At 73.2% G+C, this 13416-nt stretch carries 11 protein-coding genes; 8 read left to right on the top strand and 3 right to left on the bottom strand.

Annotated features, from left to right (window positions below; translation table 11 throughout):
• Positions 1-261: 261 nt before the first annotated feature.
• Entirely contained in the window at positions 262-1299 is a 1038-nt protein-coding gene (locus HD601_RS20020; protein WP_184824823.1) for a M48 family metallopeptidase, read from the bottom strand.
• A gap of 121 nt (positions 1300-1420) precedes the next feature.
• On the opposite strand from HD601_RS20020, the gene HD601_RS20015 reads away from it, so the two are divergent.
• The 3 genes from HD601_RS20015 to HD601_RS20005 are packed head-to-tail and all read left to right on the top strand — an operon-like array spanning position 1421 to position 4385.
• Positions 1421-2473: a permuted SH3 domain-containing protein gene (locus HD601_RS20015; RefSeq protein WP_184824821.1), complete on the top strand. Its 1053-nt coding sequence runs from the start codon at positions 1421-1423 to the stop codon at positions 2471-2473.
• Complete coding sequence (locus HD601_RS20010; protein WP_184824819.1) at positions 2470-3192, top strand: ABC transporter ATP-binding protein; 723 nt, start codon at positions 2470-2472, stop codon at positions 3190-3192. The genes HD601_RS20015 and HD601_RS20010 overlap by 4 nt, the downstream gene beginning before the upstream one ends.
• A complete protein-coding gene (locus tag HD601_RS20005) occupies positions 3189-4385 on the top strand; it encodes an ABC transporter permease (RefSeq protein WP_184824817.1) in 1197 nt (398 codons plus the stop codon). The genes HD601_RS20010 and HD601_RS20005 overlap by 4 nt, the downstream gene beginning before the upstream one ends.
• A 231-nt stretch (positions 4386-4616) precedes the next feature.
• Here HD601_RS20005 and HD601_RS20000 read toward each other — a convergent pair whose 3' ends face one another.
• Positions 4617-7637, bottom strand: a complete 3021-nt coding sequence (locus HD601_RS20000) for a S8 family serine peptidase (protein WP_184824815.1) — start codon at positions 7635-7637, stop codon at positions 4617-4619.
• 153 nt (positions 7638-7790) lie between these two features.
• Here HD601_RS20000 and HD601_RS19995 point away from each other — a divergent pair, with 153 nt between their 5' ends.
• From HD601_RS19995 to HD601_RS19980, 4 genes are read left to right on the top strand one after another with little or no spacing between them, the layout of a single operon-like run.
• Complete coding sequence (locus tag HD601_RS19995) at positions 7791-8729, top strand: ABC transporter ATP-binding protein (RefSeq protein ID WP_184824813.1); 939 nt, start codon at positions 7791-7793, stop codon at positions 8727-8729.
• On the top strand, positions 8726-9535 hold the full coding sequence (locus tag HD601_RS19990; protein WP_184824811.1) for an ABC transporter permease: 810 nt from the start codon (positions 8726-8728) through the stop codon (positions 9533-9535). Before HD601_RS19995 ends, HD601_RS19990 begins: the two co-directional genes overlap by 4 nt.
• A gap of 34 nt (positions 9536-9569) precedes the next feature.
• Entirely contained in the window at positions 9570-10790 is a 1221-nt protein-coding gene (locus HD601_RS19985) for a sensor histidine kinase (RefSeq protein ID WP_246401611.1), read from the top strand.
• Positions 10787-11392: a response regulator gene (locus HD601_RS19980; RefSeq protein WP_184824809.1), complete on the top strand. Its 606-nt coding sequence runs from the start codon at positions 10787-10789 to the stop codon at positions 11390-11392. The genes HD601_RS19985 and HD601_RS19980 overlap by 4 nt, the downstream gene beginning before the upstream one ends.
• A gap of 64 nt (positions 11393-11456) precedes the next feature.
• On the opposite strand, the gene HD601_RS19975 is transcribed toward HD601_RS19980, so the two are convergent.
• Entirely contained in the window at positions 11457-12776 is a 1320-nt protein-coding gene (locus HD601_RS19975; protein WP_184824806.1) for a DNA polymerase IV, read from the bottom strand.
• A gap of 222 nt (positions 12777-12998) precedes the next feature.
• Between HD601_RS19975 and HD601_RS19970 the strand changes: the two genes are divergently transcribed.
• Complete coding sequence (locus tag HD601_RS19970) at positions 12999-13409, top strand: universal stress protein (protein WP_184824804.1); 411 nt, start codon at positions 12999-13001, stop codon at positions 13407-13409.
• Positions 13410-13416 lie beyond the last annotated feature (7 nt).

Raw genomic sequence — 13416 nt, 5'->3', positions numbered from 1 at the left:
CACGCGAAACGGCCGATTTCGGCTCGACGGCGTGACGGGGGACCAGGACGTGACACCAGACCAGGACCTCGACGCCGGCGAGGCGTGCCCAGGGTCTTCCCGTCCCCCTGGTAGCTGCCAGGTTCTTGGCCGCGGGACCGCGGGTCAAGCGGATCCTCCCCGGCGCGAAGCGCCTCTATCGGTCCGCTTGAGGCGCGGGCCTGCGGCTAAGAGACTGGGCAGCAGGGGGACGGGGAGCCAACCTCAAAGAGCCGGCAGAACCTACTGATCCGAAGAACCGTCCGACGGGCGCCGCATGCGGTTGGTGATGTTGTCGAACAGCTTCCCGCCCGCGTCGCCAACGCCGCTGAACACGTCGCGCAGCGTGCTGATCAACGGATCGGACGTGCGGTTCCACGAGTCCTGGTACGACTTGGCGGCGTTGCGGACCTCTTGGCTGACCGAGGCGTCCCGATCATCCGCCCGCCGCGGGTAGTCGCCGGCGAGGATGCGGCTGTACTCGCCCGACGCGGCCCAGCGGTCCAGTTCGGCCAGGCGGACGACGGCTTGGGGGTGGGTGCGGCCCATGAGGCTCATCAGCTTGATGACGCCGTCGCGGGCGTCCTCGCCGGCGTCGTACTCGCGGGCCTGCTGCAGGAACGCGTCGACGTCCATCTCGCCGAGGCGGGAGCCGCCGGCCATCTTCATGAGCGAGCGCTTCGCGGCGTGCGGGTCCTGCGACGACAGCAGGCCGGCGCGGTCGGCGGAGAGTTCGGACTTGCGCTGCCACTCCTCGAGCGCGAACACGATGGCCCGCAGCCCGACGTAACCGAGGGGGATCCACGCGACCCGCAGCGCCAGCCGCGTCAGCATGAGCAGCAGCGTGCGGTAGACGGCGTGCCCGGACAGGATGTGCCCGACCTCGTGCCCGATGGCGACCCGCCGCTCCTCGGCGTCGAGGAGATCGAACAGGCCGGTGGTGACGACGATGAACGGCTTGTCGGTGCCGATGGCCATGGCCCGCGGGTTCGGGTCCTGCACGATGTACAGCTCGGGCCGCTCGACGTCGAGGATGTGGGCGGCGTCGACGACGTCCTGGTAGACGTCGCGGAACTGGGTCTCGCCGACCCGCACCGCGCTCGACAGGAAGTGCAGCCGCAGGCTGCGCTCGTTGAACAGGCCCGACATCCGGCGCAGCAGGGTGTCGAACCCGCGCAGCGACCGCATGGCGACCAGCGCGCCGCGGTCGGCCGGGTGCTCGTAGGCACGCGAGCTGAGATCGGGGAAGCGGACACGGCTGCGATCGGGCTCGGTCGTCATGCCGCCATCGTAGGCCGACCCCCGGACCCGGAACAGGAGTCCGCGCCCTGTTGACAATCCATATACTCGGTATGCATGCTGTCGGGCACTACGTTCCGAGCCCCCGAGGGAGTCGCGTCCGATGGGCGTCACCCGCCGCATCGTCCTTCCGACGATCAAGATCCTGCTGCTGGCCGCGATCGCGGCGCTGCTCGCCTACATCGCCTTCCGCGACACCGGCGAGACCGCCGCGGCCGACGACCCCGCCGTCCCCTCGGTCGAGATCGTCCAGCCCGAGGTCCCGGTCGCGCTCGGCACCGTCGTCAACACCGTCGAGGTCGAGGCGACCATCACGGCCGACGCGCCGACACCGGTGCGCGCGACCGACGGGGGAGAGGTGACGGTGCTGCACGCCGATCCCGGCGAGGTCGTCGAGGAGGGCGACCCGCTCGTCGAGGTCGTGTTCGAGGAGGAGGGCGAGCCGACCACCGAGACCGACGACGAGGGCAACGAGGTCGAGGTGCCGGGCGAGCCGGTCCGCCGGTTCCGCACCATCGAGGCGGCCACGGCCGGCACCGTCGGCGAGTTCGACGTGCTCGTAGGCCAGACCGTCGCCGTCGGCGACACCGTCGGCAGCATCTCGACCGGCGGCTTCACCGTCTCCGGCTCGCTCACGGCCGAGCAGCAGTACCGGCTGGTCAGCGGCCCGACGGCGGCAGAGGTACAGGCCCGTGGCGGCCCGGCGCCGTTCGCCTGCGCCGACCTGCGCACCGGCCGGTCCGCAACGGGTGGCGACGGCGGCGACGAGGGCGGCGCCGCACCGCCGCCGGACCCGATGCTGCCGCCCGACCAGAGCGGGGGCGGGTCCAGCACCGCCATCTCGTGCACCGTCCCGCCCGACGTCACCGTGTTCGACGGTCTCGGCGCGACCATGGTCATCAAGGCCGGCCGGGCCGAGAACGTGCTGGTCGTCCCCGTCACCGCGGTCGAGGGGTCGTTCGAGTCGGGCAACGTCTGGGTGGTCGGCGCCGACGGCGGCGAGCCGGTCGAGACGCCGGTGACGCTCGGCCTCACCGACGGCGAGCTGATCGAGGTCCGCGAGGGCCTCGCCGAGGGCGACCTGGTCCTCGAGTTCGTGCCCGGCGCGCCCGACGAGGACGCCATGGACCCGGGCATGATGGGCCAAGCCGGATGAGCCTCATCGAGCTCGACGGCGTCAGCCGCACGGTGATCCTGCCCGACGGCGACCGCCTGGAGATCCTCCGCGACGTCACGTTCACCATCGAGACGGGCGAGCACGTGTCCATCGTCGGCCGGTCCGGGTCCGGCAAGTCGACGCTGCTCAACCTCATGGGGCTGCTCGACACCCCGACCGAGGGCGAGTACCGGCTCGACGGCCGGCCCACCGCCGGGCTGTCGCAACGGCGCCGGGCGAGGCTCCGCGGCGCCGGCTTCGGGTTCGTGTTCCAGCAGTTCAACCTGCTGCCCGGCCGGTCGGCGCTCGAGAACGTCGCCGCTCCGCTGCTCTACGCCGGCGGCCGCGAGTTCTGGACCCGGCGGCGGCTCGCCCACGACATGCTGACCCGCGTCGGCCTCGGCGATCGCGCCGACACCATGCCCGAGAAGCTGTCCGGCGGCGAGCAGCAGCGCGTCGCCATCGCCCGCAGCCTGATCCGCCGCCCGCGGGTGATCCTGTGCGACGAGCCGACCGGCGCGCTGGACGTGCAGACCGGCACCGAGATCATGGACCTCCTCGACGCCATCGCCGCCGAGACCGGGTCGACGCTGGTCACGATCACCCACGACACCATGGTCGCGGCGCGGGCACACCGGCACTACCGCCTCGACGCCGGCGTCCTCGGCCCGCTCGACCCCGCGTTGCTGGGCGCGCCCCGTCAGGTGGTCTCGGCGTGACCGGTCTGTTCGCGGCCTTCGCCGAGGCGTGGGAAGAGGTCCGCATCCACAAGGTCCGCGTCATCGTGTCGCTGATCGGCGTGCTCATCGCCGTCACCGCCATGACGGTGATCACCGCGCTGGGCGACATGGTCCGGCAGGCCAACGCCGAGCACTCCGAGCGCACCATGGGCCGCCCGGCCACGCTGCAGGTCAACGTGTGGGACGAGACCAGCATGGTGGCCCCCGAGCCGGTCGCGGCCGCCTACCGCGACCTCGTCGAGCGGCACTCCGTCACGTACTCCTCGCACGTCCTGTACACCGAGACCGTCATGCGCTTCGCCGACGGCAGCGAGCCGGTCTCCACCACCGCCGTCGACCAGTCCTACGGCGAGATGCACCGCATCGAGCCCGTGCACGGCCGCTGGTTCACTCCCGCCGACGAGCGCCGGCTGGCACCCGCGCTCGTGGTGAACGAGACCTTCCACCAGCGCATGGGAGCGCCGGACCTGCGAACCCACCCGACGGTGGTCATCGGCGGCGAGCGGCCGGTGCGCGCCACCGTCATCGGCGTCACGGCCGACGCCTACTCCGGCGAGATGCCCAGCGCCTACCTGCTGACGTCGCACCGCGACCAGTGGGGCACCGAAGGCCTGTACGGGTCGACCCCGATGCTCGAGCTGTGGGTGCCGCCCGACAGCGCCGACCAGCTCACCGAGGTGGTCAAGGCCGACCTGCGCAGCATGCTCGGCGACGACCTGCAGGTCGAGGTGTACCGTGCCGACCCGTCCGACTTCGACCTCATCGACAGCCAGCTCCAGTGGGTCATCCGCGGCGTCAGCGTCATCGCGCTCGGCATGGGCGCGCTCGGCCTGGTGAACATCGCGCTGGTCACCGTCCGGTACCGGGTCCGCGAGATCGGCGTGCGGCGCAGCTTCGGAGCCACCTCCGGCCGGGTGTTCTTCTCGGTCATGATGGAGAGCGTCTTCGCGACAGCGGTCGCCGGGCTGCTCGGCGTCGGCCTGGCGGTCGCGATCGTCAAGAACGTGCCGATCGAGGAGCTCATCGGCGGGGCGATCACCGATGTGCCGGCGTTTCCTGTGCGTGCGGCGGTTGAGGGTCTCGTGGCGGCGACCGTCGTCGGGGCCTTGGCTGGGGTGCTGCCGGCGACCGTTGCTGTTCGGGTGCGCGTGATCGATGCGATCCGGTTCTGACGCGTCGTTGCTTGCGTTGGGGCGGGGGCGGCGGCGGGTTCGCTGCGCCGGCTCTGCGGCCAACCGTGGGGTGACGCCAGCGCGGCCACTTTACGCCGGCTCCGCGAACCCGCCGCCGCCCCCGCGTTCTGGTTGCCTTGCGGGCGTCCCTGTCGGTTGGGGGTCAGTGGGCGGCTGACCGTGAGGTCGTTCGGGCGCGGCCAGACGGCAGCGCCCTTGCTCCGCGCTTCGTCAGTTGATGGCGATCACTGTTTGGTCGGTGGTGCCTTCGTAGGTGATGGTGCCGAGGTAGGGGGTGGTCGCTTCGAGGCCGGTCCAGGTGAGTGTCGCGTTGGTGGGTTGGCCGGGGCGGGTGGGGAGGGGGTCGGGGGAGACGGTCGCGTTGGTGGATGGGGCTGGGGTGACGGCGAAGGTGCGGAGGGTGAAGTCGACGGGCGAGCCGTCGGGCGTGGAGAACAGGTGGACCAGGACGTGGTAGGTGCCGGGGTCCGGGTCCGTCAGGTCGACTTGTTCGCTGGCGGCGCCGGTCGCGCCGTTGACGGGCAGTTCGGCGCAGTCGGGGCCGTAGACGTACAGGTCGTAGTCGGAGGCGTCGAGGCCTGCACGTAGGTCGATGCGGGCCAGCGTCGTGCCGGCGGGCACCTCGAACGGCACCAGCTGCGACGACCCGTTGCCCTCCGGGTCCGCGCCCTCGCCCGGCGTCAGTGACCCGTCGGTGACGGCGCCCGGCACCAGGCCGCGCAGGGTGAGGTCGACGTCGCCGCGGGTCGAGGCGGTGACGGGGTAGGTGAGCGAGCCCTCGGGACCGCTGCCGGTGACCTCGGGCTGCGCGGCGACGGCGACCGGCCGGGCGACCATCGGGCTGCGCACCGTCGTGCCGCCGCCGCGCCAGGTCAGCGAGCCGTGCGCGTACGCGTCCAGCGGCGCGTCGGTGCGGGTCAGCGTGATCTCGAACGTCTTCGTGTCACCGGGCCGGCCGAAGTACAGCACCGACGGCGTCACCCGGACGTCGAACCCGGGCAGGTCGACGGCGGCCTGGTACAGGCCCGGCGTGACGGCGGTGACGGTGCGCGTGACGGTCTGCAGGCCGGGCAGCGCGCCGACGGCGATCGACGGCTGGTTGAGATCCGACGGGTCGATCGGCTCGACGCCCGGCGCGCCGGTGTCCTCGCCGGTGCCCTCGATGAAGGACAGCCAGTCGTCGACGGTGGACTCGTAGACCAGGCCAGGGTCGAGGAAGCGCGACGGGTCGACGTGCCCGGCGCCGGCGTGGAACCGGTCCTCGTCGGGCGAGCCGGACGCCAGCACCAGGTCGTACGCCGTCGTCATCATCGCCGACTTGATCGCCTGCGCCGACCAGTCCGGCTCGGCGGCCCGGATCAGCGCCGCCAGCCCGGCCACGTGCGGCGCCGCCATGGACGTGCCGGAGATGAAGTCGAAGTCGTTGCCGGCGTGCGGGCCGGGCGCGACCGCCGCGAGCACGTCGACGCCGGGCGCGGAGACGTCCGGCTTCAGCAGGTCGCCGCCGTTGGCCGGGGCCGGCCCGCGCGAGGAGAACCCGGCGAGCACCGGCTTCGGCGTCGGCGGCAGGTCCGTCTGGTCGCCCACCAGCAGGGCCGCGGTGGCGCCGTCGCCGGCCGCGTACTCACGGATCGCCACCGCATCGGCGGCGCCCACGTGCGTGGTCGGGATGACGTGGAAGTCGGCGTTCAGCGTCTCGGCCTCGAGCAGGTTGCCGAGCACCGTCCCGACGCCGCCGGCCCGCTGCACCTCGGCGGACTTCGCGACGCGGTCGTAGACGCCGCGGTCGCAGATGACGAGCGCGCCGGCCGCCCGCGCCGCGTCCAGCGACGACTCGGCGCACAGTGCGGCCTCCTCCGGGTCGACGCCCTCGGCCGCGATGTCGCGGCCGTACACCAGCGGCGTCTGCACCGGGACGCCGTCGTCGCTGATCATCGAGCCGCGGAAGCGCCGCCCGTCGCCCAGCTCGACGGTGCCCTCGTAGACCTGGTGCGTGCTGGCGGCGACGGTGGTGAGCCACGGGCTGTTGTGCGCGACGGTGGACTCGCCCGGCCCGGAGTTGCCCGCCGACGCCGACACGAAGATGTTCGCCGACGCCGCGGACATGAAGGCCAGCTCGACGGGGTCGACGGGGGTGTCGGTGGCGCCGGAGATCGAGTAGTTGATGACGTCGACGCCGTCGAGGATGGCCTGGTCGATGGCGGCGACGGAGTCCGACGGGTAGCAGCCGCCGGTCGCGGCGTCGTCGTCCTGCCAGCACACCTTGTAGGCCGCGATCGCCGCGCCCGGCGCCATGCCCGAGCCCTCGCCGAACGCGCGGCCGTTGACCGCCATGGGCACGCCGTGGTTGCCGGCCGCCGTGCTCGCGGTGTGGGTGCCGTGGCCGTCGCCGTCGCGCGTGGAGATCTGCTCGTTCGGGTCGTAGTGCTCCGGCGACACGTTCGCGACGAAGCCGTCCTCGTAGTAGCGGGCCGACACGAGCTTGCCGTTGCAGAGGTCGGCGGTCCAGTCCTCGCCGGTCTCGCACGCGCCGGTGAACGTCTCGCCGTTCGCCTTGAGCACGGCCGTGCCGGTCTCGGACGTCCGGTACGCGACGCCGACCTCGCCGGTGGCGCCGTCGGCCAGCGACGGGCCGGCGAACGACGCGCTCTCGGGCCAGATGCCGGTGTCGATGACGCCGACGACGATGCCGCGGCCCGCGCCCTCCGCCCCGCCCAAACCGGCCCAGACGCCGTCGTCGCCCGTGAGTCCCAGGAACTCCGGCGACGCGACAGTATCGACGGCGCGCGGCACGTCCGGCACGACGGCGAGCACCTGCGGGTCGGCGTCCAGCGCCGCCGCCTGCTCGGCCGTCAGCTCGGCGGCGAACCCGTTGACCGCGACGGTGTACTGGTACAGCGGGTCGGCGTCGACGCTGCCGGCCACCTCGCGCTGCGCCGCCGTCAGGTGTGCCCGGTAGTCGCGGACCGCACGCGAGGCCGCCCGCAGCCGCTCGCCGCCGGCAGGCGCCGTCGCCGCCAGTCCCTTCACGCCGCCCTCGTACGTGGCGGCCGGCGCCCCGGTCAGCACGACGACGTAGGAGCCGGCCGGGTACTCGCGCGCGGCGGGGGCGTCGAGGTGCGCCGGCGGCCGAGCGGCGACGGCGGTCGAGACGGCGGTCGAGGCGGCGGCCAGGACGGCGACGCTCGCGAGCGCGACGACGAGGCGGGTACGGCGGGGCGAGCGCGCCACGGGTGTCCTCCGGGGTGGTGACATTCGTCATGGACCGGCCGCGCATCGGTCATCGAGGCCGGTGACATCGCCCACCGGATCCGGCCGCGTGCCCCGGCCAGGATGGGGTCATGAGAGAGATGGAACCATCCGCGGGACCGCGAGGAGGCCGGAATGGCTGAGGTCGTCGAGGTGACCGGTGTGCACCGCAGTTACGGCGGCTACGAGGCCGTGCGTGGCGTGACCTTCTCCGTCGCGCGCGGCGAGCTGTTCGCCCTCCTGGGCACGAACGGCGCCGGCAAGACCTCCACCCTGGAGGTCGTCGAGGGGCTGGCCCGGCCGGGCGCCGGCCGGGTCCGGGTGCTCGGCCACGACCCGTACACGCAGCGGCCCGCCGTCCGCCCGCGCATCGGCGTCATGCTCCAGCAGGGCGGGTTCCCGGCCGACCTGACGGTGACGGAGACCGCGGCCATGTGGGCGGGAACGCTCACCGCCCCGCGCCCGGTCGCCGAGGCGCTCGAGCTGGTCGACCTGACCGACCGCGCCGCTGTCACCGTCAAACAGCTCAGCGGTGGTGAGAAACGCCGGCTCGACCTCGCGCTCGCCGTCCTGGGCCGGCCCGAGGTGCTGTTCCTCGACGAGCCGACCACCGGGCTGGACCCGGAGAGCCGCCGCAACACCTGGGCGCTGGTCCGCTCGCTGCTCGACGACGGCGTCACCGTCCTGCTGACGACGCACTACCTGGACGAGGCCGAGGAGCTGGCCGACCGGCTTGCGATCATGCACGAGGGACGGATCGTCCGCGCCGGCACCGTCGCCGAGGTGGTCGCGTCGCAGCCGGCGACCGTGTCGTTCGCGCTGCCGGCGACCGTGGCCCGGGCCGAGCTGCCCGACCTGGCCGGCACGCTCGTCGTCGACGACGGCCGCCGGGTCGAGGTGCACACGGACACCATGCAGACGACGCTGACCGAGCTGCTGCTGTGGGCGCGCGACCGCGCCGTCGAGCTGGAGGAGCTGTCGGCCCGGCCGGCGTCGCTGGAGCAGGCGTTCCTGGCGGTGGCGTCGTCGGCGCCGTCGTCGTCGAGGACCGAGCAGACGGAGGTGGCGGCATGAGCACGCTGCTGGCGAACGGCGGGGCGCGGCGCGTCCGCGCCATCGCGACGGCGGAGCTGCGGCTGCTGGTGCGCAACCGCACGGCGATGTTCACCGCGCTCGCGCTGCCCCTGATCACCGCGGGCGGCCTGACCGCCATCGGGTTCGGCGAGGAGGGCGACCTGTCGACCGGCGCGCTGGTCGTGACGATGCTGGCCGGCTTCACGCTGCTGTACGTCGTCTACTACAACCTGGTGTCCGCGTACGTCGGGCGCCGCGAGGACCTGGTGCTCAAGCGGCTGCGGGTCGGCGAGCTGACCGACGCCGAGATCCTGGCCGGCACGGCGCTGCCGTCGGTCGTCGTCGCCGTCGTCCAGGTCGTGCTCACCGCCGTCGTGGTCGCCGTCGGGTTCGGGCTGGACGCGCCGGTCAACGTGGTGCTGGCCGTGCTGGCGCTCCTCGCCGGCGTCGTGATGTTCGTGCTGCTGGCCGCCGCGTCGACGGCGTTCACCCGCAACGTCGAGATGGCGCAGGTCAGCACGTTGCCAGTGGTGTTCCTGTGCATGGGCAGCCTGATCTTCTCCGGCGTCGTCATGCCGGCCGACACCATCCCGGACACCGTCCAGGCCGTCGTCCGGTTCATCCCGCTGAGCCCCGTCGTCGACATGATCGGACTCGGGCTGACCGGGCAGACGGCCGACGGCGACACCGTCGGGTTCGCGGCGAGCTGGGGCGAGGCCGCGCTGCCCGCCGTCATCGCTGCTGCGTGGATCGTCGTCGGGGTGTACGCGCTGCGCCGCTGGTTCCGGTGGGAGCCGCGGACCTGACCGCGGGCGGCGTGACAAGCTGATGTCCGTGTCCATGGTGAGCCGGTGGTGGGAGGAGCGGAGCGCGCTGCAGCGCTTCGACCTCTACACCCGCGGCACGCTCTACTCGATGGTGGTGGCCGAGCCGCTGGCCGCGCTGTTCATCGCGTCCGCGGGCACGGGCGGTCCGTCGGCTCCGGCCGTCCTGACGTTCGTCGCCGTGTCGGCGGTCCACGCGGGCGTCGCGTTCATGGTGCTGCGGGCGGGCATCGAGTGGTATCTCGGCCGCGGGGTGTGGCCCTACCGGTGGACAGCGGGCCTGCTGGTCGCGACGGTCGCGGTCATGGGCACGGCGGTTGCGGTGTTCGGCTGGGACGCGCCGGCCGAGCCGGGCGTCTCCGACGGCGTCGTCACGGCCTTCGCCTTCATCCTGGTCCTCGGCTTCACGGTCGGCGCGCTGACGACGCGGCTGGCCGGCCCGCAGCTCATGGTGCTGGCGCTGGTCATCTCGGCCGCGGTCGTCGTGGCAGGGATGCTGAGCGACTGGCCGCAGCAGAGCGCGTTCGGCACAGGGTTCGCGGCGTTCTTCGGCTATCTCGGCGGCTGGTCGGCGTTCCGGGCGTCGGTGTGGATGCTCGGCATCGTGTTCGAGCTGGACCGGTCGCGGCAGGTGCAGGCCGATCTCGCCGTCGCCGAGGAGCGGCTGCGCTTCGCCCGCGACCTGCACGACATCCTCGGCCGCAACCTCTCCGTCATCGCCGTCAAGAGCGAGCTGGCCGCCGCCCTGGCCCGGCGCGGCCGCGACGAGTCGGCCGAGGAGATGATGGCGGTCCGCGACATCGCCCAGGAGTCGCTGCGCGAGGTCCGCGAGGTCGTGCGCGGCTACCGCGAGGTCGACCTGACCACGGAGCTGGCCGGAGCGCGGTCCGTCCTCCGCTCGGCCGGCGTCTCGACCCGTGTCATCGGCGAGGTCGGCGGGCTGCCGGGCGACGTGCAGGCGGTGCTCGGCTGGGTGGCGCGCGAAGGGACGACCAACGTGCTGCGGCACAGCTCCGCCACGACCTGCGTCATCACGGTGGCGCGCGACGACGGCTGCGTCACGCTGACCATGGAGAACGACGGGGTGCGCGGGGGTTCCGGTGCGTCCGGCGGGTCGGGGCTGTCCGGGCTGGCGGAGCGGCTGGGTGAGCTGGGCGGTTCGCTGGCCGCCGACCGGCTCGACGGCGACCGCTTCCGGCTGGCCGCGCGGGTGCCGTCGTCGGGGGTGGTCGTGTGATCCGGGTCCTGTTGGCCGACGACGAGAACCTCATCCGGTCCGCGCTGCGGGCACTGCTGTCGCTCGAGGACGGCATCGAGGTGGTCGCCGAGGCCGCGACCGCCGACGAGGCGCTGGCCATGGCCCGCGCCATGCTCCCCGATGTCGCCGTGCTGGATCTGCAGTTGCCGGACCGGGACGGGATCGCGCTGGCGGCCGAGCTGCACGTCGCGGTGCCCGCCTGCCGGACGATGATCGTCACCAGCCACGGGCGGCCCGGATACCTCAAGCGGGCGTTGGCCGGGGGAGTCGGCGGGTTCCTGCCCAAGACGGTGTCCGCGTCGGTGCTGGCCCAGGTGGTCCGGACGGTGCACGCCGGCGGCCGTTACGTCGACCCGGAGCTCGCGGCCGAGGCGATCAGCGCCGGCGACAGCCCCCTGACCGCCCGCGAGTCCGACGTCCTCGAACTGGCCGCCGAGGGCGCCCCGGTCGAGGAGATCGCCCGCCGGGCCGCGCTGACCCCGGGAACGGTGCGCAACTACCTGTCGTCGGCGGCCTCGAAGCTCGGGGCCGCCAACCGCCACGAAGCCGTCCACGTCGCCCGCCGTCACGGCTGGATCTGAGCCCGGCCCCCAGCGCACCCCCGGGGGTCGCGAGCGGCGCCGAGCCGGCCGCCGTCGCCGACCGTCAGGCGGGGACGGGGTCGGACGGGACCGGCGGCGGGGGAGCGGGCGACAGTTCGGGGTCGTCGGCGGCGAAGGTGCGGACCGGGCCGGGCGGGGTGGACGCCGTCTCGAAGCGCACCGTCACGCGGCCCCGTCCGGACCCCCACACCCAGCCGGGTCCGTGCACCGCGTGCTCGACGTCCATGCCGGGGTGCCAGCTGTGGCGCTCGTGCAGCACCTCCTCGACGACCTCGGCGGCTTCGTCGACCGGTGCCGGCCTCTCGGTGACGAAGAGGTCGTCCTGCACCCACTCGGACAGCCCCGACACGCCCACGCCGAGCAGCCGGACGCCGGCCGTCGTGTCGACGTCGCCCAGCAGCCGCGTCGCCAGCCGGGCGATCACGCGGACGTCGTCGGTCGGAGCGGGCAGCGTGGCCGAGCGGGACAGCGTCGTGAAGTCGTGCAGCCGCGTCTTCAGCGTGATCGTGCGCCCGGACAGCCCGGCACGCCCCAGCCGCGTCGCCACCCGCTCGGCCAGTCGCGCGACGATGGCGGCCAGCAGCGCCGGGTCGGTGAGGTCGCGGTCGAAGGTGTCCTCGACGCTGACGGACTTGGACTCGCGCTCGGCGTTCACCGCCCGCGAGTCCTGGGCCAGCGACAGCCGGTGCAGCGAGCGGCCGTGGGCCTCGCCGAGCAGGTCGACGAGGTCGGGCTCGGTGATGCGGGCGAGGTCGCCGACCGTCTTGACCCCGAACCGGGTGAGCCGGGCCGCCGTCGCCGGGCCGACGCCGGGCAGGGCGCGCACCGGCAGCGGGTGCAGCACGTCGAGCTCCGTCCCCGGCTCGACCACCACCAGACCGTCGGGTTTCGCCTGCTCGGACGCGAGCTTGGCCATGAGCTTGGACCCGGCGACGCCCACGGACGCCGTCACGCCGGTGGCATCGAGGATCGTCGATCGCAGCTCCTCGGCCACTGCCCGAGCGGCGCCGACGGAACCCGGCACGCCGTCGGCGCTGCCCGCGAGGTCGACGAAGGCCTCGTCCAGCGAGAGCGGCTCGACGACGGGCGACAGCGCCCGCAGCGCCGCCATGACGACGGAGCTTACCGACTGGTAGACGGCGTAGCGCCCGGACAGGTACGCGGCGTTGGGGCAGCGCGAGCGCGCCTCACTCATGGACATGGCCGAGCGGACGCCGAACACGCGCGCCTCGTAGGACGCCGTCGACACCACGCCGCGCCGCCCGAGACCACCGACGATGACCGGTTTTCCGCGCAGCGACGGCTTGTCGCGCTGCTCGACCGAGGCGAAGAAGGCGTCCAGGTCGAGATGGAGGACGCGCATGTCCCGATCGTGCCACGCCGGACTGACACGACTGTCCGGCGGCTGCGGTACGGTTGCGCCGCGACCCGGAGTTCACGCCGGCCCGTGGAGGGCTGCGCACACAGGCGGCGACTGGGGGCCGGAGGCTCCCACGAGTCGTCGGTCAGGGCCGAGGAGGCCCGGAGCGAGTGAGGGCTGCGTGTGTGGCCCGACATGTCAGGAGTAGTGGGAGAGAAGGTTCCGATGACCGCGATCGTCGTGGGCTACGTCCCCAAGGCCGAGGGCCGCGCCGCGCTCCGCCGGGCGGCCGAAGAGGCGCGGTTGCGGGGCGCCCGGCTCGTCGTCGTCAACTCCGCCCGGGGCGGACGCGACTTCGACGACGACGACGCCATCCGCGCCGACGCCGAGCTCGCCACCGTCAGCCAGCAGCTGAAGGACGCCGGCATCGAGGCCGAGGTGCGCCAGCTGGTGCGCGGCATGGACGTCGCCGAGGACATCATCGCCGTCGCCGAGGAGCACGCGGCCGATTTCATCGTCATCGGCCTGCGCCGCCGGAGCCCGGTCGGTAAGTTGATCTTGGGAAGCAACGCGCAGCGTATCCTGTTGGACGCACCGTGCCCTGTCCTGGCCGTCAAGGCCGAGGACGTGGACTAGAAGGGTT

This window comes from Jiangella mangrovi (assembly GCF_014204975.1).
Classification (GTDB): domain Bacteria; phylum Actinomycetota; class Actinomycetes; order Jiangellales; family Jiangellaceae; genus Jiangella; species Jiangella mangrovi.
This window is presented reverse-complemented; position numbering and strand designations above follow the sequence as displayed.

Bases quoted from the DNA above. Each gene is read 5' to 3' on its own strand.
- HD601_RS20020 (WP_184824823.1), bottom strand. From the start codon at position 1,299: ATGACGACCGAGCCCGATCGCAGCCGTGTCCGCTTCCCCGATCTCAGC.
- HD601_RS20015 (WP_184824821.1), top strand. From the start codon at position 1,421: ATGGGCGTCACCCGCCGCATCGTCCTTCCGACGATCAAGATCCTGCTG.
- HD601_RS20010 (WP_184824819.1), top strand. From the start codon at position 2,470: ATGAGCCTCATCGAGCTCGACGGCGTCAGCCGCACGGTGATCCTGCCC.
- HD601_RS19995 (WP_184824813.1), top strand. From the start codon at position 7,791: ATGGCTGAGGTCGTCGAGGTGACCGGTGTGCACCGCAGTTACGGCGGC.
- HD601_RS19990 (WP_184824811.1), top strand. From the start codon at position 8,726: ATGAGCACGCTGCTGGCGAACGGCGGGGCGCGGCGCGTCCGCGCCATC.
- HD601_RS19985 (WP_246401611.1), top strand. From the start codon at position 9,570: ATGGTGAGCCGGTGGTGGGAGGAGCGGAGCGCGCTGCAGCGCTTCGAC.
- HD601_RS19975 (WP_184824806.1), bottom strand. From the start codon at position 12,776: ATGCGCGTCCTCCATCTCGACCTGGACGCCTTCTTCGCCTCGGTCGAG.
- HD601_RS19970 (WP_184824804.1), top strand. From the start codon at position 12,999: ATGACCGCGATCGTCGTGGGCTACGTCCCCAAGGCCGAGGGCCGCGCC.